A 22,721-nucleotide genomic window follows, 5' to 3' on the forward strand; every position below is an offset into this window, starting at 1 on the left:
GCAAAACTAAGGGGACATGTGCTATAATGAGTGAAAGAAATAATCCACGGAAAGGATGATGTATATGAAGTTTATTATTATTGGCAAGAATATTGAAGTGACTCCTGGACTTCGTGCAGCAGTGGAGGACAAGATCGGTAAGCTTGAGAAGTACTTTACACCGGAAACAGAGGTACATGTTACACTCAGTGTCGAGAAAGACAGACAGAAGATCGAAGTTACGATCCCGGTTAAGGGCAGTATCATCCGTTCTGAACAGGTAAGCAATGATATGTATGTATCGATTGATCTTGTAGAAGAGATCATCGAGAGGCAGCTGAAGAAGTATAAGACCAAGCTGATCGCCAAGGAGCAGTCAAGAGGATTCTTCAAGCAGGATTTCATAGAGAAGGATTATCTGGATGATGAGGAGGTACAGATCATCCGTACCAAGAAGTTCGATATCAAGCCTATGTATCCGGAAGATGCCTGTGTACAGATGGAGCTTCTTGGACATAACTTCTTTGTATTCTGTAATGCAGAGACAGACCAGGTGAATGTAGTTTATAAGAGAAAAGGAAATACTTACGGTCTGATCGAGCCTGAGGTATAAAATAAAGCGGCCGGTCCGGAGCGATGGAAGGACAGGCGTGACAGGCTCCCTGAGTGGGAGGCTAAATTCAAAAAGATGTGGGGCAGGTGCTCCACATCTTTTTGAATATCTGGGGGCAGCAGGCATTTTTGTTTAAAAAGCTTCCACGGCGCATGTTTTTTGAGGTATACTTTTACTATGTTTATCATTCATATTTTATCACTCTTAATTTTTATATTGATCCTTGGATTTTACCTGAAAGAGAAGCTGACAGACTGTATCCCTGCAGCAGTGAGCCTTCTGATCCTATTCCTGTATGGGCTCAGCTTTGGAAATCTCCTCTGGCTGACGGATATCCTGGCACCCTTATTTCTGCTGGGAAGCGGGTTCCTTGTCTTTAAGATGGACAGAAAAAAGAGAAAGGAGCTTGTCTCCTTTGCCGGGAGGGAGCTGAGGGCACCCGCTTTTCTGACAGCCCTGATGCTGCTTATGGCTGTGACAGTGTGTGTATCCGGTAAGCTGACAAGCTGGTGGGATGACTATAATTTCTGGGCCACAGATGTGAAGTCCATTTTTTACCTGAACGGCTTTGCAGACCGGTATGAAAACGTGGCGGCAGAATTTGGGGATTATCCGCCGGGAACCCAGATGCTGAAATGGTGGTTCCTGCATCTTTCACCCTCAGAGTTCAGAGAAGGGCTGATGTTTGCAGGATATTATGTCTGCAATCTGACATTCCTTGTTCCCCTGCTGGAGCGGATCAGAAAGAAGAACGTAATCACCATGACGATCGGCGCTGTACTGCTGTGGCTGTTCCCTTCCATGGTGGAAGCCTTCTGGATGGACGGATGCTGCGCAGATTTTACCATGGCTGTGATCTATGGGGCATTCCTGACAGCAGTTCTTGACAGAGAGGGGCATTCTTCCCTGTTTTATTACGGAAGACAGGCCTGTTATCTGATGGTACTGGTGCTCTGCAAGAATACAGGGGTGGTCTGGCTGTTCTTTGGACTTTTATTTACACTGCTATATCACTTTCTGCACAGAAGGGATGAAATATTTGCACAGGACCGAAAGGCAGTGAAAAGAGGACTTATAGCTGTGGTATGCCTGCCTGCGCTGACAGAAGGAAGCTGGCTTTTCTTCTGCCTGATGAACAGAAGGGTTGCCAAGCTGACAGGCGCTGCGATCCATATGGCGACAGGAAGCATGAACATTCCGGATGTACAGGAACAGATGATAGATGCCTTTCTGACAGCCTTCCTGAAATGGCCGCTGCACCGGTATTCAACAGCCATACTGAATTTAAGTCCGCTGATGCTGGTGCTTCTGGTGCTGGTTATTTATGCCCTGCTTGGGATCCGGAAAAAGATAACCGGCAAGGACAGCAGATTCCTGCTTTTGTTTGCCCTGCTGAGCGCAGCGTGCTTTTACAGCCTGAACCTGATCAGCCACCTGACGATCTTTGCAGTGGAAACGCAGTATCTGGAGCCCTTTGGCATGGTGTCCTCGATTGAACGGTACGGAGCACCTTTTACGATAGGAAGCCTGTATCTGACCGCATATCTTGTACTGAGGTCAGAAAATGCTGTTCGGGGGCTGCTGCTCTGTGCTATACCGGTTCTTCTGACGGCAGATTATCAGGGGTCTTACCGGGCACTGACCGGCTACAGGAATACTATAGAAGAGATCCGGCAGGAGAGAGAAGACATCGTAGATGAAAAGGCAGAGGCCTTTCTGGCGAAGATCGGTGCAGGAACGAGGAAAAGCATCGGCCGTGTACTGTATCTCCGGGATCTGTCGGATATCAGCTGGGTAAGGAATGCCTATGTCAGCTTTGAAGCAGCACCGGTATCTGTGATGTACGGAAATATCAGCGGAGAGACGACGGACAGCGCAGCACTTTTAAAGACGATCGAGGAGTCCCATGCAGGCTATCTGTATGTAGAGCCTCTTGATGAAGAGAATCAGGAGCTGTTTGCACCCTTCATGGACGGAACGGAGTTTTCCTATGACACGCTTTATCGGATCACAGAGAACGATGGAAGGATATTGCTAGTACCGGTAGCATGAAACGTCCTTTCATTTGCTATAATAAATGTGTAAAAGGAAATTTTATGTAAGCGAAAGGGGAAAAGAATGAAGAAAAAGACAGCAGTACTGACGGCGGGCTTCCTGTCACTTGGTGTATTGGTACTCGCTTCCAATATGACAGCAGATGGCAGGGAAGGAGCAAAGGGGAAGACGATACCGTATACACTGGAAATCACGCTTCCGGGAAATGCGGCAGATGGCAGCATGATCTGCTTCCAGCAGGCATCACAGGAAAGCGGAGAAAGTAAGGACAGTGAAGATAAAGCCCATGAAAATGCCTCCGGCAATCTGGTGATCGGGTACAATCAGGATACCGGCAGACCGTCCGTTTTCTTTACCGGGCAGGAAGAGATCATCCTGAATGAAAAGAATGAGCTGGTCTGGAAGGACTGCAGGCAGCCGGTTATCCTGACAGATAAGATCCAGGTCGTATCGACACCAGATTACAATTATCGTTTCCTGATGAAGGATGCAGAGGGCAGGGAACAGATCCTTTCCTTTTCCTATGCAAAAATGCAAAGGATGCCGGATCAGGCAGTGACGGTTTCGGAAGAAGGCACTCCCATCGTGAACGCAGCTTATGTGACAAAGATGAAGGGAACCGCACTTTTGCAGGGAGAGATCAGGAATCTCATCGAAAATGGCTATGAAGAGCTGGCAGGCTTCCTGCAGAAGCTGGCAGATGAAAAGATCGCTGTTTCAGCGGACGGCTCCGTGGTTCCCGAGGGAGAAATGCTTCCGGCAGGCATGGTACTTCTGTCAGCGGCAAGCCCTGTGAGCCGTGTGAATGTCAGTGATGAGACACTGTATTCCTGGAGCGCCTTTTTTGACAAGGTCGAAGAAATCCGTAAGGAAGATGAGTGGCAGGCCTATCTGGAAAGCCTGAGAAGCCAGGAAAAGAAGGAAGAAGCGTCAGTGACAGTGCCTGCTGTACCGGCAGCACAGGCACCGGCAGGAACGACGCAGCCGGCACAGATAGAACCTACAGCGGTACCAACTCAGACTCCCACCGAGATGCCGAATACAACATCAGGTGTGTGACAACATATCTGAAAGCTTCAAAGACGTTTCGCTCTTCATCAGAACGAAGCGTCTTTTTCAACTTCACGTCCAGTGGACGAATGCCCTTTCAACAAATGTCTTTTCTGTGAATTGTGATTGCAAAAGTAAAAGCCCTATGTTATAATGATTTCTGTGGCAATGACAAAAAATTAACAATCGTTGCAGACAGCCGGTAAGGCTGAAATTTTATACAAAATGATTCAAACGGAGGAAAGAAATAATGGCAAAGAAAGTTGTTTTAGCCGGTGCATGCCGTACAGCGATCGGTACCATGGGTGGCTCTTTAAGCACAACCCCTGCTGCTGAGCTTGGCGCAATCGTAATCAAGGAGGCACTTCAGAGGGCTGGAGTTGCTCCGGAAGCAGTAGATCAGGTATACATGGGATGTGTTATCCAGGCTGGACTTGGACAGAACGTAGCCCGTCAGGCATCTATCAAGGCAGGACTTCCGATCGAGGTTCCCGCTGTTACCATGAACGTTGTCTGCGGTTCCGGTCTGAACTGTGTAAACCAGGCAGCACAGATGATCATGGCAGGAGATGCTGACATCGTTGTAGCAGGCGGTATGGAGAACATGTCCCTGGCACCCTATGCTGTTCCTCAGGCACGTTATGGATATAGAATGAACAATGGTACTTTAGTTGACTGCATGATCAAGGATGCCCTTTGGGATGCATTCAATGATTACCACATGATCACAACTGCAGACAATATCTGCAGAGAGTGGGGACTGACCAGGGAAGAGCTGGATGAGTTCGCATTAAAGAGCCAGTTAAAGGCTGAAGAAGCACAGAAGAACGGTGCTTTCGAGAACGAAATCGTACCTGTAATGGTTAAGAAGAAAAAAGAAATGATCGAGTTCAAGGTAGATGAAGGACCCCGTCATGGTTCTACCATCGAAGGACTTGCAAAGCTCCGTACCATCAATCCTGACGGATTTGTTACTGCTGGTAATGCATCCGGTATCAATGATGGTGCAGCAGCAGTCGTTGTTATGAGCGAAGAGAAGGCTAAGGAGCTTGGCGTTAAGCCCATGGCTACTTTCGTAGCTGGCGCACTTGCAGGTGTAAGACCTGAGGTTATGGGTATTGGACCTGTTGCTGCTACCAGGAAGGTTATGGCTAAGACAGGCATGAAGATCGAGGACTTCGATATCATCGAGGCAAACGAAGCATTCGCAGCACAGTCTGTTGCAGTAGGTAAGGATCTGGGAATCGATGTTGACAAGCAGCTCAACCCCAATGGTGGTGCGATCGCTCTTGGACATCCTGTTGGAGCTTCCGGATGCCGTATCCTTGTTACACTGCTTCATGAGATGCAGGCAAGAGGAGCCAAGACCGGTCTTGCAACTCTCTGCATCGGCGGTGGTATGGGATGCTCTACAGTCGTTAAGATTGAAGACTAAGCATATTTTAAGGAAAATAAGTAAGCAGGCTTAACTTCTTAGGTCTGCTTACTTCTGTGAACAAAATAAAAAGGAGTTAATACCATGGAATTTGTAACATATGAGCAGAAGGGTGCTTATGCCATTATCACCATCAGCCGTGAGAAGGCACTGAACGCACTGAATTCTACAGTACTGGACGAGCTGAACGCTGTTCTGGATGCTGTAAACCTTGATGAAGTAAGAGCACTGATCCTGACAGGTGCAGGACAGAAGTCCTTCGTTGCAGGTGCAGATATCGCTGAGATGAGCACACTGACCAAGGCAGAGGGCGAAGCCTTCGGTAAGAAGGGAAATGATGTGTTCCGCAAGATCGAAACCTTCCCGATCCCTGTGATCGCTGCAGTAAACGGATTCGCACTTGGCGGCGGATGCGAGATCTCCATGAGCTGTGATATCAGAATCTGTTCTGACAATGCCGTATTTGGACAGCCTGAGGTTGGTCTTGGCATCACACCCGGATTTGGCGGTACACAGAGACTTGCCCGTCTTGTAGGCGCTGGCATGGCTAAGCAGATAATCTACACAGCAAGAAACATCAAGGCTGACGAGGCTTACAGAATCGGTCTTGTAAACGCTGTTTATACACAGGAGGAGTTACTTCCTGCAGCAGAGAAGATGGCAGCAGGCATTGCAAAGAATGCACCGATCGCTGTCCGCAACTGCAAGAAAGCGATCAACGAAGGTCTTGATGCAGACATGGATCAGGCAATCGTGATCGAAGAGAAGCTTTTTGGTGACTGCTTTGAGACAGAAGACCAGAAGTATGGAATGGCATTCTTCCTTGACAAGAACAAGGAAAAAGTAAAAGAGCCCTTCAAGAACTGCTGATTTCTGAAAGCACAGATCTGTAAATGACAGTCGGCGTAGTGCCTGCGGCAGGAAACCGGCTGTTAAGAATAAAAGATAATGAAAATCTCAGGAGGAAAAGAAATGAAAGTAGGTATTATCGGTGCCGGTACTATGGGACAGGGTATTGCAAAGGCATTTGCCCAGGTTGACGGATATGAAGTAGCACTCTGCGATATCAAGCAGGAGTGGGCTGACGGCGGAAAAGCAAAGATCGCCAAAGGCTATGCTAAATTAGTTGAAAAAGGAAAATTAACACAGGAAGCAGTAGATGCTATCCTTGCAAAGATCACTCCCGGTCTGAAGGAAGACCTCTGCAAAGACTGTGATCTGATCGTTGAAGCAGCATTTGAGAACATGGAAGTAAAGAAGACAACCTTTGCAGAGCTTGACAAGATCGCTAAGCCTGAGTGTGTATTCGCTTCCAACACATCCAGCCTTTCCATCACAGAGATCGGAAACGGACTGAACCGTCCTATGATCGGTATGCACTTCTTTAACCCTGCTGACCGTATGAAGTTAGTTGAGGTTATTGCCGGTGTAAATACTCCTGTAGAGACAGTTGACACCATCAAGAAGATTTCTGAAGAGATCGGAAAGACCCCTGTACAGGTTAACGAGGCAGCCGGTTTCGTAGTAAACCGTATCCTTGTTCCCATGATCAACGAAGCAGCCTTCATCAAGATGGAAGGTGTTTCAGATGTAGCCGGTATTGATGCAGCTATGAAGCTTGGCGCAAACCATCCTATGGGACCCCTTGAGCTTGGTGATTTCATTGGTCTTGATATCTGCCTTGCTATCATGGATGTTCTTTACAATGAAACAGGTGACAGCAAATATCGTGCATGTCCTCTTCTCCGTAAGATGGTCCGTGGCGGTAATCTTGGTGTTAAGAGCGGCAAGGGTTTCTATATTTACAATGCAGACAGAACAAAGACCCCTGTTGATGCACAGTAATTTTAATTGAGGATTCCCTCAATAACATATATTTAATGGAGGATATAAAAATCATGGATTTTACGTTAAGCAAACAACATGAAATGGCGAGAACTCTTTTCAAAGAGTTTGCAGAAAAAGAAGTTAAGCCTCTGGCTCAGGAAGTAGATGAGACAGAAGTGTTCCCCAGAGGAACAGTTGAGAAGATGGCTAAGGCTGGCTTCCTTGGAATTCCGGTTCCGAAGGAATACGGCGGACAGGGATGTGATCCTTTAACCTACGCTATGTGCGTTGAGGAGCTGTCCAAGGTTTGTGGTACTACAGGCGTTATCGTTTCTGCACACACCTCTCTTTGCTGTGATCCTATCCAGACCTATGGTACAGAAGAGCAGAAGCAGAAATATCTGGTTCCTCTTGCAAAGGGTGAGAAGCTTGGTGCTTTCGGTCTGACAGAGCCCGGAGCTGGTACTGATGCACAGGGTCAGCAGACAAAGGCTGTTCTTGATGGTGACGAGTGGGTTCTGAACGGATCCAAGATCTTCATTACCAATGGTAAGGAAGCTGATGTTTATGTAATTTTCGCTGTAACAAGCGTTGTAACCGATGCTAAGGGCAGAAGCAAGAAGATGATCTCTGCTTTCATCGTAGAAAAAGGAACTCCTGGATTTACCTTCGGTACCAAGGAAAATAAGATGGGTATCCGTGGTTCATCCACATACGAACTGATCTTCACAGACTGCCGTATCCCCAAGGAAAACCTGCTTGGTCAGGAAGGCAAGGGCTTTGGTATCGCTATGCATACTCTGGATGGCGGACGTATCGGTATCGCTGCACAGGCTCTTGGTCTTGCAGAGGGCGCTCTTGACAGAACCATCGCTTATGTAAAGGAAAGAAAGCAGTTCGGCAGAGCAATCGGTGCTTTCCAGAATACACAGTTCCAGTTAGCTGATATGGCTACCAAGGTTCAGGCTGCACAGTACATGGTATACAGAGCAGCTATGGCTAAGGCTACCCAGAAGAGCTACACAGTAGAAGCTGCTATGGCTAAGCTGTATGCTGCAGAGGTTGCTATGGAAGTAACAACCAAGGCTGTTCAGCTCCATGGTGGATATGGTTATATCAGAGAGTACGACGTTGAGCGTATGATGAGAGATGCCAAGATCACAGAGATCTATGAAGGTACATCTGAAGTACAGAGAATGGTTATTTCCGGTTCCCTGCTGAAATAAGAATGAAAGAATAAGGAGAGATAATACAATGAAAATCGTTGTTTGTGTTAAACAGGTACCTGATACAAAGGGCGGCGTTAAGTTCAATCCCGACGGTACACTTGACAGAGGTGCGATGCTTACTATCATGAATCCTGACGACAAGGCAGGTCTGGAAGCAGCACTTAGATTAAAAGACCAGTATGGCGCAGAAGTAACTGTTCTGACAATGGGTCTTCCCAAGGCAGAAGAAGTTCTTCGTGAGGCAATTGCAATGGGCGCTGACAAGGGTATCCTTGTAACAGACCGTGTTCTTGGTGGTGCTGATACCTGGGCTACCTCCCAGACACTGGCAGGCGCACTGCGTAACCTTGAGTATGACCTGATCATCACAGGCCGTCAGGCTATCGATGGTGATACCGCACAGGTTGGACCTCAGATTTCCGAGCATCTTGGAATCCCGGTAATCTCCTATGCACAGAAGATCGAAGTAGAAGGCGACAGCGTGATCGTTGAGCGTCAGTTCGATGACAGATATCACGTATTAAAGGCAAAAATGCCCTGCTTAATTACAGCACTTGCTGAATTAAACGAGCCCCGTTATATGACTCCCGGCGGAATCTTTGATGCTTACAAGGCTGACATCACCGTATGGGGAAGAGCAGATCTGAAGGATGTAGATGATTCCAATTTAGGTCTGAAGGGTTCACCTACCCAGATCGCTAAGGCTTCCGATAAGGTAAGAAAGGGAGCAGGCGAGAAGGTTAACCTTGATGCAGCAGCTTCAGTTGATTATATTATTGACAAGTTAAAAGTTAAGCACGTGATCTAATTAAGGATGATAATGGAGGTTCCAAAATGAATATTCAAGAATATAAGGGAGTTTTTGTCTTTGCACAGCAGGTAGACAATGAACTCAGCGGAATTGCTTTAGAATTAGTTGGTAAGGGAAAAGATCTTGCCAAGGATTTAGGCACAGAAGTAACAGCAGTTTTAGTTGGCAGCGGAATCAAGGGTCTTGCTGACGAGCTTGCTGAGTATGGTGCTGATAAGGTCATCGTTGTAGATGATCCTGAATTAAAAGAGTACAGAACAGAGCCTTATGCACATGCACTGGCATCTGTGATCAATGAATTCAAGCCTGAAATTTTCCTGGTAGGTGCTACTGCAATCGGCCGTGACCTTGGCCCCAGAGTTTCTGCAAGAATCCATACAGGTCTGACAGCAGACTGTACACAGCTTGATATCGGAGATTTCCCGATCAACCCGATCCCCGGCAAGGAGCAGCTTCACAACCAGCTGTTAATGACACGTCCTGCATTCGGTGGTAACACAATCGCTACGATCGCATGCCCGAACTTCCGTCCTCAGATGGCAACAGTTCGTCCTGGTGTTATGCAGAAGGCTGAGAGAGTTCCCGGAGCAAAGGCTGAGGTGATCGAATTCAATCCCGGATTCACACCTGACAACAAGTATGTTGAGATCTTAAAGATCGTTAAGTCCGTATCTGACGTAGCTGATATCATGGATGCCAAAATCCTTGTATCTGGTGGACGTGGTGTTGGAAGCGCAGAGAACTTCAAGCTTCTTGATGATCTTGCAGAGGTACTTGGCGGTACTGTAAGCTGCTCCCGTGCAGTTGTAGATGCAGGCTGGAAGCCGAAGGATCTTCAGGTTGGACAGACTGGTAAGACCGTTCGTCCTAACGTATACTTCGCAATCGGTATTTCCGGAGCAATTCAGCATGTAGCTGGTATGGAAGAGTCCGATATCATCATCGCTATCAACAAGGATGAGTCAGCTCCTATCTTCGATGTAGCTGATTACGGTATCGTAGGAGATCTGAACAAGATCGTTCCTGCCCTGACAGAGAAGCTGAAGGCAGAGCTTGCTAACAAATAAGAATATCTGAAACAGAGATAAAGAATGCCCTGGTGCCTTGCACCGGGGCATTCTGGTATAAAATGAATTTTATATTTACAGAAATATTGTTTCAGACAAAAGAGACAAAAAGTATGAAAAAATTTGAAGAAAAAATTGATATTACCTATTCTATGGGGATCATAAGAAAGCTGTCAGGAATTGTTGATAATGAACTGACAGGGAACCGCTCATCGGCGTCGGATGCGGAGCACAGGGCAGCAGATTTTCTTGCCTTGGAAATGAAAAAGATCGGACTTCAGAATATAACAAAGGATGAATGTCCGGTTGACAGATGGCAGTATGAAAAAGGTACCCTGTCCTTTCAGGATCCTGAAGGGCATATGTGTACCGTACCCCTTGGAGGCTATGCAACGGAGGCTGATTTTTCACAGGAAACGCTGCAGCTTATATATGCGGGAAAGGGAACCGAAAAAGACTATGAAGGGCTGGAGGTTTCGGGCAGGGCAGTCCTGATAGATATTGATCAGATGAATGAATGGTGGATCAATTTTCCGGCCTATGAGGCAGCTATCCATGGTGCAGCGGCTGTGATCTGCTGTAATACAGGAGGCTTTGGACAGACTGGTGATGAAACGCTTGTTTCAGAGGATATCTGCGGTCCCTGCAAGCTGCCGGTATTTTCCATAGGGAAAAAGGCAGCAGGGCTGCTGAAAGGACTGCAGGAAAAGTCTAAAGAAGGAGTCAGTGTCTGTATTGACGCAAAGAGCGTGGTCGAGCGTGATAAGATCAGCTACAATCTGTGGGGCGAAATTCCCGGAGAAACCGATGAGACAATCATAGTCATTAACCATTATGATGCGTATTACAGAACCGTTTTTGATGATGTACAGGGAGTCGGATGGGCCATGGGGGTAGCAAGGGCACTGATAGATTCCGGATATAAGCCGTACCGGACAATCCGTTTTGTGATGCATGCATCAGAAGAATGGGGACTTATTGACAATAAATATGACTGGGCGATCGGTGCATTTAAACAGATCCACAGAATACGGCCTGAGTGGAAGAAGAAGGGCTTTGCTGTTGTGAATATGGACGGGGGCTATGCCTGCACCGGGGAAACGAAATTCAATATTTCATGCTGTAAGGAGTTATATGGCTTTGTACAGGAAAGTATCCTGCCCTATACGGAGCATGCGAAATACACATTCGAGGCAGATACGGCATTAACCACTCTGACAGAGGATTTCAGCTATGAGCTTGCAGGGATTCCCAGCTTTGCTGCCGGAACCTATGATGGATGTCTTGCTGACCGCACTGTACTGCATTCCTCCTGGTCTGGATTTCAGACCGGGTTTGATGAGGAGCTGTTCCGTATCATTCATTCCATGTTTGGAAAGCTGATCCTTAAGCTTGACCGGCTCGCAGTGAGACCTGTTGATTTTACCATACGGATAAAGGAAATCGCTGATACTATGCCGGAGGGATATGCAGAAGGGCAGGAAGAGTTCCAGAAGCTGGCTGCTCTGGCAGGGGATATCCACACCAGCATAGAAGATATCAATGACAGGCTGCGGTCAGTCCGGCAGACAGAGGCATTAAAAAAGGCAGCCAAAGACACCAATCTTGCCCTGCATGAAATTTTTAAATATCTTATGCAGAATTATGTGAAATTTGACTGGAATGACCGGATGCTGGTACCCCATCAGAGATATGTGGATAATATTAAGCTGCTGGACAGGGCAGACAGGGAGCTTACAGAAGGAAACAGGGTTGGAGTGATATCGGCATTGGAGGCTGTGGATTACAATTATTATGCATCGTATTTCAGCAGGGAAACCTGCAGATACTTTGTCTTGCAGGTAACAGAGAATACCGCAGATACATGGGGAAAGGGCATGGTGGAAAACGGAAACCAGGATCTTTATGATACGCTGCGGCTTCTGGAAGCAGAGGGCGGCATGATGGATACGGATGTGATCAGGAAAAATATTTCTGATGCGCGGAAAATGCAGACGTCTTATCTGGAGACAGCTATTAAGAAGGAACGCGAACAGCTGCCGGAGCTTTCCGGGCTCATGAAGCAGGCTCTTGCATGTCTGTCAGATTTCAGCACTCGGCTGGAGGAGTTATAGGAGTAAATGCTGAAAATTGTTGACAATTTGAGAAATCACATATAATATAGTCTCAGGCGATTCAGAGAGGAAGGCTTTATGGGGTCTTTCTCTCTATTTTTATGACAGAGTGATTCTGCCAGAGCGCCGACAGGAAGGAGATAATTATGAAAAAGAAACTTTTAAGTGTACTGTTAAGTGCAGCTATGGTACTGACACTGGCAGGCTGCGGTTCTGGTACGGAGACAGCAGCAACAGAGGAGACAGCAGAGGCTTCTGGTACAGAAGCTGATGCAGCAGAGGGCAGCAAGGTATTAAAGGTAGCCATGGAATGCGGCTATGCTCCTTACAACTGGACGCAGCCTGATGATGCAAACGGAGCCGTTCCGATCAACGACAGCTCTGATTATGCTTATGGATATGATGTTATGATCGCAAAGAAGATCGCAGACACACTGGGCTACGAACTGCAGATCGTGAAGCTTGACTGGGATGCACTGATCCCTGCGGTACAGTCAGGCACTGTTGACTGTGTTATCGCAGGTCAGTCAACAACAGCTGAAAGATTAGAAATGGTTGACTTTTCCAAGCCTTATTATTATGCTACTGTTGTAGGCCTTGTAAAACAGGACAGTGCATATGCAAATGCAGCAGGACTTGCAGATTTAAAGGGAGCCACCTGTACATCACAGCTTGGTACGATCTGGTATGACAACTGCCTTTCCCAGATCGAGGATGCCAACATCCAGCCCGCGCAGGAATCTGCACCGGCTATGCTGGTAGCACTGGAAAGCGGAAGAACAGATCTGGTTGTTACTGATATGCCGACAGCCATGGCAGCATGTGCAGCTTATCCTGATATGAAGCTGCTTGATTTTTCCGGTACAGATGATGACTTTTCCGTATCTGATGAGGAAGTAAACATCGGTATTTCTGTACAGAAGGGAAACACAGAGCTGCTTGACGGAATCAACAGCGTACTGGAAACGATGACTGTAGATGACTTCAACAGTCTGATGCAGGAAGCGATCAGTGTACAGCCGCTGGCAGAATAAATGAAACTGACAGATTCTGGGAAGTAAGAAGATGATAGAGGCCGGACACGATACTTTTAAGAGTATGTCCGGCCTTTTTCAGACAGAAAAGGAGAACAGGGAATGATTTCCAATATGAGTTTTATTGAAAGAATTTTTTACATTTTACAGAAATACGGGACATCGTATCTGAAGGGGGCGGGAACGACACTGGTGATCGCACTGGTATCCACGTTTATCGGCTGTATCATCGGATTCTTGTCCGGTATTATCCAGACGATCCCGGTTGACAAAAGGAGAGATCCTCTTGTCAAGCGCGTTCTGCTTGGAATTGTAAATGTGATTCTTCGTATCTATATAGAAGTATTCCGTGGAACTCCCATGATCGTGCAGGCTGTTTTCATTTATTACGGACTGGCACAGGTATGCAATGTGCAGCTTGGCATGTGGCAGGCAGCATTCCTTGTTGTATCGATCAACACCGGAGCCTATATGGCAGAGTCAGTCAGAGGCGGTATCATTTCGGTAGATCCCGGTCAGATGGAGGGAGCCAAGGCGATCGGCATGACTCATGTACAGGCGATGATCAATGTCATCCTGCCGCAGGCATTCCGGAATATCCTGCCCCAGATCGGCAACAACCTGATCATCAATATCAAGGATACCTCCGTTCTTTCTGTGATCAGTGTAGTAGATCTTTTCTTTGTACACAAGAGTGTGTCCGGAGCGCTGTATACCTATTTTGAGTCCGCAACGATCGTTATGGCGATCTATCTGACCATGACACTGATCACATCAAGGCTGCTCAGACTCTGGGAAAAGAAGATGGACGGCGGCGACAATTATGAACTCGTAGATGTGATGGATATCGGATCACAGCTTGGCAAGAAGGAAAGCAGATAGGAGGGGCATGGCATGAATCAGGAGCAGAAAGTTTCAGAGAATAAAACACAGGAAAACAGTATTTTGGAGGTATCCCATCTGGAGAAATCCTTTGGCAGCCACTCTGTATTAAAGGATATCAGCTTCAGTGTGCATCCCGGGGATGTGGTTTCTGTTATCGGTGCATCAGGCTCCGGAAAATCCACCATGCTCCGCTGTATCAATCTGCTTGAGACACCAGATGGAGGAAGCATTCTTTATCATGGAGAGGATATCACTGCAAGGAAGATGAATGTGCCGGCATACCGTGCCAGAGTGGGAATGGTATTCCAGAGCTTCAATCTGTTCAGCAACATGACAGTCCTGGAAAACTGTATGGTGGGACAGATCAAGGTGGCGAAGAAAAGCAGGGAAGAGGCCAGGGAGAAGGCTTTAAAGTTTCTTGATAAGGTGGGCATGAGTGCTTATGTGAATGCAAAGCCGAGGCAGCTTTCCGGAGGACAGAAGCAGAGAGTTGCGATCGCAAGGGCACTTGCCATGGAACCGGAGATCCTGCTTTTTGATGAGCCGACGTCAGCACTGGATCCGCAGATGGTCGGAGAGGTGCTTGAGGTTATGACAGCACTTGCCAGGGAGGGACTTACCATGATCGTGGTAACGCATGAGATGGCATTTGCAAGAGATATTTCCAGCCATGTGCTGTTTATGGCAGACGGTGTGATCTGTGAAGAGGGAACACCAAAGCAGATCTTTGGACAGCCGAAGGAGGAAGCAACAAAAGAATTCCTCGCAAGGTTCCGGAATATGTTATAATAGGGCAGGAATAAGCTTTTTTGACAGAAGGCTAACAGGACTGATCTGGGGGACAGGATGGAAGATAACAAATTGATCGCACCAATGAGCAGGATTCATATGGTGCCTATGGATGTAATCAATGGCTTTGAGGTAAGACCCGGAATGTATGAAGTAAATGGCGCCACAGCAATTCCCTGTGGCGTTAATTTTACCGTTTATTCCTATGGGGCAACCTCCTGTGAGCTGCTTTTATATAAAAGAATGGAACAGGAGCCCTATGCGGTGATCCCCTTTCCGGAAAGCTATAAGATCGGGAAGGTATATTCCATGATCGTATTTGGGCTGAATATCTGTGATTTTGAATATGCTTACCGCGTGGATGGCCCCTATGACCCGGGCAGGGGACTTCTTTTTAATAAAAAGAACGTGCTGCTCGACATCTATGCAAGGGCTGTGACCGGGCAGAGTGTCTGGGGGATTCCGCAGAACAATTTCTATAAGGCAAGAGTGGTCAGGGATGATTTTGACTGGGGAAACACCACACAGCCGGGAATTCCCATGGAAGATCTTGTAATTTATGAATTACATGTCAGGGGATTTACAAGGCATTTTTCTTCCGGTGTAGTGAATCCCGGAACCTTTGATGGTCTCCGTGAAAGAATTCCCTATCTGAAGGAGCTTGGTGTCAATGCAGTAGAGCTGATGCCGGTATTTGAGTTCGATGAGATGAAGGACTTCCGCATGGTAGACGGAAGGCCGGTTCTGAATTACTGGGGTTATAATACGATCAGCTTTTTTGCCCCAAATACCAGCTATACGGCAGAAACGGAATTTAACCGCGAGGGCAATGAATTAAAGCGCCTGATCCGTGAATTAAATGCAAACGGGATTGAATGTATTTTGGACGTAGTATTCAATCATACAGCAGAGGGGAATGAGCTTGGTCCCTGTTTTTCCTTCAAGGGCTTTGACAACAATATTTACTATATGCTGACGCCGGAGGGCTTTTATTATAATTTCAGCGGCTGCGGTAATACCATGAACTGTAACCACCCGATGGTGCAGCAGATGATTTTGGAGTGTCTGCGTTACTGGACAGCAACCTATCATGTAGACGGCTTCCGGTTTGATCTGGCATCCATTCTTGGAAGAAATGAGGATGGATCGCCCATGAGCAAGCCGCCGCTTTTACAGAGCCTTGCCTTTGATCCCCTGCTTGGGAATGTTAAGCTGATCGCAGAGGCATGGGATGCAGGCGGTCTGTACCAGGTAGGAAGCTTCCCCTCCTGGAACCGCTGGGCAGAGTGGAATGGAAAATACCGGGATGACATGCGTGATTATTTGAAGGGAAATTATGGTATGTGGGAAACGGCGGCAAGAAGGATCATGGGCTCATCCGACCTGTATGATCCGGAGCACAGAGGCAGGAATGCCTCCGTAAACTTCCTGACCTGTCATGACGGGTTTACCTTAAATGACCTGTATTCCTATAACTGGAAGCATAATGAGGCAAATGGCTGGGGAAATACGGACGGCAGCGATGACAACAGAAGCTGGAACTGTGGCGTAGAGGGTGATACCGATGATGAAAACGTGCTGTTCCTCCGTCACAAGCTTGCAAAGAATGCCTTTGCTGTCCTGATGTGCAGCCGTGGAACGCCCATGTTCTTTGCGGGGGATGAATTCCTGAATACCCAGTTTGGCAATAACAATGCCTACTGTCAGGATAACGAGATTTCCTGGCTGAACTGGAGAGACAGGGAGAAGCACAAGGAGCACTATAAGTTCTGTAAATATATGATCGGCTTCCGCAGGGAGCATGCGATCCTTAGAAAAGCACTTTTAAGGAGCAGGACAGGCTATCCGGATATACAGGTCATGGGCATGGACGACAGCAGTAAGGTGCTCCGGGTCGTGTTTGCAGGCTGTGATGAAGAGGGACAGGAGGACATGGTATGCCTTGCCCTGAATGTTTTCTGGGAAAGACAGGAGCTGTACCTGCCGTCTCTTCCGACAGGGATGGGATGGAAGATCGCAGCGGATACCGGAAAGGAATATTTAAAGGCTGGAATACCGGAGGACGGAGCGCTTCCCCTTGCAGGGAACAGCCTTTCCATGCAGGAAAGAAGTTTGATGGTGCTGGTGGCTGACCAGCTGTAGCCGGTCCGGCAGCAGAAGCAACAGAAAGGGAGGATGTCAGGATGGCAAAGAATAAAGAGATCAAAACGAATGCTATGCGGATTCTGGAAAAGGAGAAGATCCCCTTTACCCATTATACTTATGAATGTGATGAATTTATTGACGGGATCCAGATTGCGGACAAGCTGTCCCTGCCGCATGAGAAAGTATACAAAACACTGGTGACAGAGGGACACAGCAAAAATTACTTTGTATTTGTGATCCCGATCGAGGCAGAGCTTGACCTGAAAAAGGCAGCGAAGTCGGTCGGCGAGAAGGCAGTTGCCATGATCCATGTAAAGGATATCAACGGCATTACCGGTTACATCAGGGGTGGATGTACGGCGATCGGCATGAAGAAGCAGTTTGTGACAAGGCTGGATGAATCAGCAAAGGAGCAGGAGACGATCATTGTCAGCGGCGGCAGGATCGGTTCTCAGATCGAACTGAAGCCGGATGACCTTTTGAAGGCCTGCAGAGGAGAATATGGTGATATCACAGCAGAAAGATAAGGGGAAAACAATGGACAAGCTGGAGAAGCAGAAACTGAAATTACAGGAAAAGAGAAGAAGAGAGCGCAATAAGCAGATTCAGAAAAGCGCAAAGCGGCTGGGTGACAGACTGGAGAGGATGACCGTTTTCTTTGGTGTGTTCCTGTGCCTGCTTGTGACTGTCATGGATGTGCTGGAAGCCAGGGAGAGAAATGCGCAGAAGGATGGCGGAGCATCTGAGGACTGACGGAAAATGTCTGAGAATAAAACAGAAATGGAGCGGAAGCTGATATGGATCAGAAAGAAAATATCATGAATTATGAAACCGTAGCGTTAGATGATCAGGATCACAGTATTGTGATCATTGACCAGACACTCCTTCCGGGACGGACAGAGCTGATACGCCTGCGGACAGCACAGGAGATCTGGAATGCGATCTACCTTTTACAGGTGCGTGGTGCACCAGCGATCGGGGTGACGGCAGCCTTTGGCATTTATCTGCTGGCAAGACAGATCCAGATGGAAAATATAGACAATGCAGGCAGTGATTTTGGTGCTTTTTACCGTCAGCTTACGCAGCAGAGGGAGTATCTGAATTCTTCAAGACCTACGGCTGTGAATCTGTCCTGGGCGTTAAACCGGATGGATGCGCTCTGTAGAAAAGCAGGAGAAGAAGAGAAAAGATCAGTAGCAGAGATCGTGGAGCTGCTGCATCAGGAAGCAGTCAAAATTAAGGAAGAAGATATCCGGGTATGCCGTGCTATCGGGGAGAACGGGCTGACGCTGGTAAAGCCGGGTGACGGTATCCTGACCCACTGCAACGCCGGACAGCTTGCCACCTGTAAATATGGTACAGCCACAGCACCCATTTATCTTGGAGAAGAGAGAGGCTATCATTTCCATGTATTTGCGGATGAGACAAGACCTCTTTTACAGGGAGCCAGACTGACAGCCTATGAGCTGCATTCTGCAGGCGTGGATGTGACTTTGATCTGCGATAACATGTCAGCCACAGTGATGAAGAAGGGCTGGGTCAATGCGGTGTTTGTCGGCTGTGACAGGGTAGCTGCCAACGGAGATGCGGCCAACAAGATCGGAACCAGCGTGGTAGCCACGGTAGCAAAGCGCTATGGCATTCCTTTTTATGTCTGTGCCCCTACCTCCACCATTGATTTTGATACCCCGACCGGAGATGGGATCAACATTGAACAGCGTCCTGCAGAGGAGGTAACAGAGATGTGGTATAAGGAGCGTATGGCACCGGAGGGCGTGAAGGTTTTTAATCCCGCCTTTGATGTGACAGATCACGATCTGATCACAGGAATCGTTACAGAGTATGGTATCGCCAGGGCACCCTTTACAGAATCCCTTGCACAGATCCGCAGGAAAAAGGAGGCAGCAAGGGTATGAGTAAATCTGTCTACATGAGTGAAAAGAAAGCGAAGAAAGCCATTCTGGATATCGGACAGAGGATGTATGTGAGAAACTTTGTGGCTGCCAATGACGGCAACATTTCCATCCGTACCGGAGAGAATGAAGTGTGGGCGACCCCTACCGGCGTATCCAAGGGCTTCATGAAAAAGAAAATGCTTGTGAAGGTGGATCTCGAGGGAAATGTACTGGAGGGAACGAAGAAGCCTTCCTCTGAGCTGAAAATGCACCTTCGTGCTTATCAGGAAAATCCGGAGCTTTTAAGTGTCTGCCATGCCCACCCGCCGATCTGTACCTGCTTTGCTATTGCAGGAATTCCTTTGGACGTGCCGGTGCTGGCAGAAGCGGTGATCACGCTTGGTGATGTGCCGGTGGCACCCTATGCGGAGCTTGGTTCCAAAGAAGTACCGGAGGTGATCGCACCTTACTGTCATACCCACAATGGAGTACTTCTTGCCAATCATGGGGCAGTGACCTGGGCAGAGGATCCCTACAGCGCCTATTACCGGCTGGAATCCATGGAATACTATGCCAATATCCTGATGATCACAGGGAAGATCCTGAAGGAGCAGAATACCCTGACAGAAGAGCAGGTGGAGCGTCTGCTTGCCATGCGGGAGAAGTTTGGGATCAAAAGAGGCGGAAGACCAGATAATAAGACTGGACGTTAAAGGGCTGAAGAAACGTAACAGTTCAGCCGTGCCCATTCATAAGTTGCCAGAGTGTACAGACTGGTTAACAAATATACGTGCTTTCTGGCAACTTATTTCATGTCGGGCGTCCGCCCTATAGAAATGATTGTGTAAGCTGCCCTTAGTGAGCAAGCTCCCACGGTCATCTTACACAATCATTTCTGCATGGCTGAACTGTTACCCAAAAATAATATATTCTTGCATTGAAAAGCATATTATGATATAGTTAGTTCTGTTGTTGGAAAGTGCGACGAATGGATCGCAGCTTTTTCCACTCTGGAGAGTCCCTGTTTTTCAGGGCGCCGAAGGTGTACGGCAGTAATAAGGACTGCCAATCTCTCAGGCAAAAGGACAGAGCATTATATTATATGATACCAGGGTCAAAAGGTCTAAGCCCACATGAGCTTGCTCATAAGTGGGCGAAAGACCTTAGGACCTGCCCCGATATGAGCACAGAAGTGGGATGATAATCCCACGATATGCGAATATTGGGTAGGATTGTGGGAGTGCGTAGCACGAAGCAATTCGTAGGTATCAAAGTCGGGGGCTTTTGACCCAGACATCATTATATGCATGTTCTATACTCTTTGGAGGGCTGATTTTATCAGCTCTTTTTTGTATTTACAAAAATCAAAACGAAGTGAGAGGTAGGAACAAATGTTAGAAGCAATCAGTAACGTATTAACGACCGTGGATGATCTGGTATGGGGTATTCCCCTGATCGTCCTGATTCTTTCCGCAGGTATCTTTCTGACGATCCGTCTGAAGGGACTGCAGATCATGAAGCTTCCCCATGCCATCCGTCTGATCAGAGCCAATGAGAAATCCGGTGAGCATGGAGAGGTATCCAGCTTTGCAGCGCTTTGTACCGCACTTTCCGCTACGATCGGTACCGGAAATATCGTCGGTGTGGCAACTGCCCTTGTAGCAGGCGGTCCCGGAGCCCTTCTGTGGATGTGGATCGCTGCCCTTCTTGGTACGGCAACCAAGTACTCTGAGTGTCTGCTTGCTGTGAAGTACCGTGTGGTAGCAGAGGATGGACATATCATCGGAGGCCCTTTTTATTACATAGAAAAGGGTATGGGCGAAAAGTGGAAATGGCTTGCCAAGATTTTCGCTTTCTTTGGCGTGGGCGTAGGACTTTTCGGAATCGGAACCTTTACCCAGGTAAATGGTATTACCAGTGCGGTCAAGAACTTCTTTGATCCTGACAGTACCACTACCATTCATTTATTTGGCATGGATTACTCTATCGCTGTTGTGATCGCAGGTATTATCCTGACCATCTGTGTGGCACTTGTTATTATCGGGGGGCTTAAGAGAATTTCCACAGTAGCCTCTGTTATAGTTCCCTTTATGGCAGTCCTGTATGTAGTTGCAGCACTGGTCATCCTGATCTGCAATATCACCAAGATCCCGGCAGCGATCGTGCTGATCGTACAGAGTGCCTTTGGCCTGAAGGCAGCAGCCGGTGGTATGATGGGAGCCATGATCGTAGCCATGCAGAAGGGTATTGCCAGAGGTATCTTTTCTAATGAAGCAGGTCTTGGAAGTGCACCTATTGCAGCTGCAGCAGCGCAGGTTCAGGAGCCTGCCAAGCAGGGACTTGTTTCCATGATGGGAACTATTATTGATACGCTTGTGATCTGTACCATGACAGGACTTTCCATTGTCATCACAGGAACCTGGGATATGGGACTTGAGGGTGTTGTTGTTACCACAAAGGCATTCCAGCTGGGTCTTCCGCTGCCTGATATGGTATGCTCCTTTATCCTGATGATCTGCCTGATCTTTTTTGCCTTTACCACGATTCTTGGATGGGACTACTACAGCGAAAAGTGTCTGGAGTATTTATCCGGAGGTAATATGAAGCTGGTAAAGGGATATCGATGGGTTTATATCCTTGCAATCTTTATCGGTCCCTTCATGACGGTAAAGGCTGTATGGACCATTGCCGATATCTTTAATGGTCTGATGGCGATCCCCAACCTGATTGCTGTGATTGCACTGAGTGGTGTTGTTGTTGCAGAGACAAAGGATTATCTGGACAGCCTGAAGAAGAAATAAAAACCGAAACGGAGAAATAAAACTGAAAGTGCAGGAAAATCCATGAAGGAATTCCTGCACTTTTTTTCTGCTCCAAAGTATGTTATCCCGATTATGCAGAGACCATAATTTTGAGGAAGGAACTATGGAAAAAAGAAACAGATTTTTCAGGACAGGCATAGTGGCTGTCTGTAATGTGGTGATACTGGCAGTGCTTCTTTTCTTTTTCTTCGGGGGAAGGGATTTTTCCCTGGGGCAGAAGGAGGATGCAAGGCTTATCGGAGCCAGCTATATGACCATGAATAATGAGTTTTATACGATCATCAGTGAGGAAGTGGCTTACCGGGTAGAGGCAGAAGGGGACCGCATGATCCTCCGGGATCCGGCGCTTGATCCGGTAAGGCAGGCCTCTAAGATCCGGGAGCTTCTGGATATGGGGATCTCGGCGCTTGTGGTAGCACCGGCAGATGCAGACAGCCTTGCGGATGTGCTGACAGAGGCAAGGGACAGGGGGGTAAAGGTCATTGTGGTAGATACCGCTGTCGCAGATGACATCCCGGCAGACTGTACGATCACCTCTGACAACTATGAGGCCGGTGTGATTATTGGAAAATATTTTCTTCAAAAGCATAATACAGCGAAGCTGGTCGTGATGACTCATGAGAGTGCAAGGTCAGCAAGGGAAAGAGTGGGCGGATTTCTGGATACGGTATCCGCCAATGAAAACATACAGGTGGTAAAAAAGATCGAGTGTGAGGGGCAGGTAGAGATCGCCATGCCGCGTCTTCAGGAGGCAATCGATGAAGGACTTGATTTTGATACGGTGTTCTGCCTGAATGATCTGGCAGGCATGTGGAAGACGTGGAAGCGGAAATCCGCAGAAAGGCTTTGACGTCGCTGTTTTTGTGAGAATGGGGCTGCAGGTCGGGTTGCAGGGCGTCCCGGGCGGGGCACAGGAGAAGAAAAAGAGCTTCGGTGCCCCGCCGGCAGAGAAAAAACAGGGAAGAAGAGAG

20 protein-coding genes and 1 riboswitch are annotated in these 22,721 nt (G+C 47.6%); all 20 genes read left to right on the forward strand.

Annotated elements, in window-relative coordinates:
- Window positions 1–64 precede the first annotated feature (64 nt).
- The 20 genes from raiA (at window position 65) to WJQ40_RS07355 (ending at window position 22,600) form a co-directional block, all read left to right on the forward strand.
- Complete coding sequence (raiA, locus tag WJQ40_RS07260) at window positions 65–592, forward strand: ribosome-associated translation inhibitor RaiA (RefSeq protein WP_118797680.1); 528 nt, start codon at window positions 65–67, stop codon at window positions 590–592.
- A 177-nt stretch (window positions 593–769) separates the two neighbouring features.
- The gene (locus tag WJQ40_RS07265) at window positions 770–2,644 is read left to right on the forward strand and encodes a hypothetical protein (RefSeq protein ID WP_337538942.1); all 1,875 of its coding nucleotides are present in this window, start codon (window positions 770–772) and stop codon (window positions 2,642–2,644) included.
- Between the two features lie 66 nt (window positions 2,645–2,710).
- Window positions 2,711–3,706, forward strand: a complete 996-nt coding sequence (locus WJQ40_RS07270) for a hypothetical protein (RefSeq protein WP_337538944.1) — start codon at window positions 2,711–2,713, stop codon at window positions 3,704–3,706.
- A 241-nt stretch (window positions 3,707–3,947) separates the two neighbouring features.
- Window positions 3,948–5,132, forward strand: a complete 1,185-nt coding sequence (locus WJQ40_RS07275; protein ID WP_337538945.1) for an acetyl-CoA C-acetyltransferase — start codon at window positions 3,948–3,950, stop codon at window positions 5,130–5,132.
- A gap of 84 nt (window positions 5,133–5,216) precedes the next feature.
- Window positions 5,217–6,002, forward strand: a complete 786-nt coding sequence (locus WJQ40_RS07280) for an enoyl-CoA hydratase-related protein (RefSeq protein WP_337538948.1) — start codon at window positions 5,217–5,219, stop codon at window positions 6,000–6,002.
- 102 nt (window positions 6,003–6,104) lie between these two features.
- Window positions 6,105–6,977, forward strand: a complete 873-nt coding sequence (locus tag WJQ40_RS07285; protein WP_337538951.1) for a 3-hydroxyacyl-CoA dehydrogenase NAD-binding domain-containing protein — start codon at window positions 6,105–6,107, stop codon at window positions 6,975–6,977.
- A 53-nt stretch (window positions 6,978–7,030) separates the two neighbouring features.
- Window positions 7,031–8,185 (forward strand): acyl-CoA dehydrogenase, encoded by a 1,155-nt coding sequence (locus tag WJQ40_RS07290; RefSeq protein ID WP_022352584.1) that lies wholly within the window; start codon window positions 7,031–7,033, stop codon window positions 8,183–8,185.
- Between the two features lie 28 nt (window positions 8,186–8,213).
- The gene (locus tag WJQ40_RS07295; protein WP_118797455.1) at window positions 8,214–8,996 is read left to right on the forward strand and encodes an electron transfer flavoprotein subunit beta/FixA family protein; all 783 of its coding nucleotides are present in this window, start codon (window positions 8,214–8,216) and stop codon (window positions 8,994–8,996) included.
- 26 nt (window positions 8,997–9,022) lie between these two features.
- Window positions 9,023–10,066, forward strand: a complete 1,044-nt coding sequence (locus WJQ40_RS07300) for an electron transfer flavoprotein subunit alpha/FixB family protein (RefSeq protein ID WP_118797456.1) — start codon at window positions 9,023–9,025, stop codon at window positions 10,064–10,066.
- Between the two features lie 113 nt (window positions 10,067–10,179).
- Complete coding sequence (locus WJQ40_RS07305) at window positions 10,180–12,180, forward strand: M28 family peptidase (protein WP_337538955.1); 2,001 nt, start codon at window positions 10,180–10,182, stop codon at window positions 12,178–12,180.
- Window positions 12,181–12,326: 146 nt separating this feature from the next.
- On the forward strand, window positions 12,327–13,214 hold the full coding sequence (locus WJQ40_RS07310) for a transporter substrate-binding domain-containing protein (RefSeq protein WP_337538957.1): 888 nt from the start codon (window positions 12,327–12,329) through the stop codon (window positions 13,212–13,214).
- Window positions 13,215–13,316: 102 nt separating this feature from the next.
- Complete coding sequence (locus WJQ40_RS07315; RefSeq protein ID WP_118797464.1) at window positions 13,317–14,096, forward strand: amino acid ABC transporter permease; 780 nt, start codon at window positions 13,317–13,319, stop codon at window positions 14,094–14,096.
- A 12-nt stretch (window positions 14,097–14,108) separates the two neighbouring features.
- The gene (locus WJQ40_RS07320) at window positions 14,109–14,888 is read left to right on the forward strand and encodes an amino acid ABC transporter ATP-binding protein (RefSeq protein ID WP_337538959.1); all 780 of its coding nucleotides are present in this window, start codon (window positions 14,109–14,111) and stop codon (window positions 14,886–14,888) included.
- Between the two features lie 57 nt (window positions 14,889–14,945).
- A complete protein-coding gene (locus WJQ40_RS07325) occupies window positions 14,946–17,030 on the forward strand; it encodes an alpha-amylase family glycosyl hydrolase (protein WP_337538960.1) in 2,085 nt (694 codons plus the stop codon).
- 41 nt (window positions 17,031–17,071) lie between these two features.
- Window positions 17,072–17,560 carry a Cys-tRNA(Pro) deacylase gene (gene ybaK, locus WJQ40_RS07330; protein WP_262573779.1) on the forward strand — a complete coding sequence of 163 codons (489 nt, stop codon included), beginning with the start codon at window positions 17,072–17,074 and terminating at the stop codon, window positions 17,558–17,560.
- Window positions 17,561–17,570: 10 nt separating this feature from the next.
- Window positions 17,571–17,786, forward strand: a complete 216-nt coding sequence (locus WJQ40_RS07335; RefSeq protein WP_337538962.1) for a hypothetical protein — start codon at window positions 17,571–17,573, stop codon at window positions 17,784–17,786.
- A 44-nt stretch (window positions 17,787–17,830) separates the two neighbouring features.
- Complete coding sequence (mtnA, locus tag WJQ40_RS07340) at window positions 17,831–18,949, forward strand: S-methyl-5-thioribose-1-phosphate isomerase (protein WP_337538963.1); 1,119 nt, start codon at window positions 17,831–17,833, stop codon at window positions 18,947–18,949.
- Window positions 18,946–19,641, forward strand: a complete 696-nt coding sequence (locus WJQ40_RS07345; protein WP_118797470.1) for a class II aldolase/adducin family protein — start codon at window positions 18,946–18,948, stop codon at window positions 19,639–19,641. Before mtnA ends, WJQ40_RS07345 begins: the two co-directional genes overlap by 4 nt.
- A 287-nt stretch (window positions 19,642–19,928) precedes the next feature.
- Window positions 19,929–20,027, forward strand: a riboswitch (glycine riboswitch).
- 292 nt (window positions 20,028–20,319) lie between these two features.
- Window positions 20,320–21,729 (forward strand): sodium:alanine symporter family protein, encoded by a 1,410-nt coding sequence (locus tag WJQ40_RS07350; RefSeq protein WP_337538965.1) that lies wholly within the window; start codon window positions 20,320–20,322, stop codon window positions 21,727–21,729.
- Window positions 21,730–21,853: 124 nt separating this feature from the next.
- Window positions 21,854–22,600, forward strand: coding sequence for a substrate-binding domain-containing protein (locus tag WJQ40_RS07355; protein WP_337538967.1), 747 nt, complete (start codon window positions 21,854–21,856; stop codon window positions 22,598–22,600).
- The last annotated feature ends 121 nt before the right edge of the window (window positions 22,601–22,721 follow it).

The organism is Suilimivivens sp. (assembly GCF_037359455.1).
GTDB lineage: Bacteria > Bacillota > Clostridia > Lachnospirales > Lachnospiraceae > Suilimivivens > Suilimivivens aceti.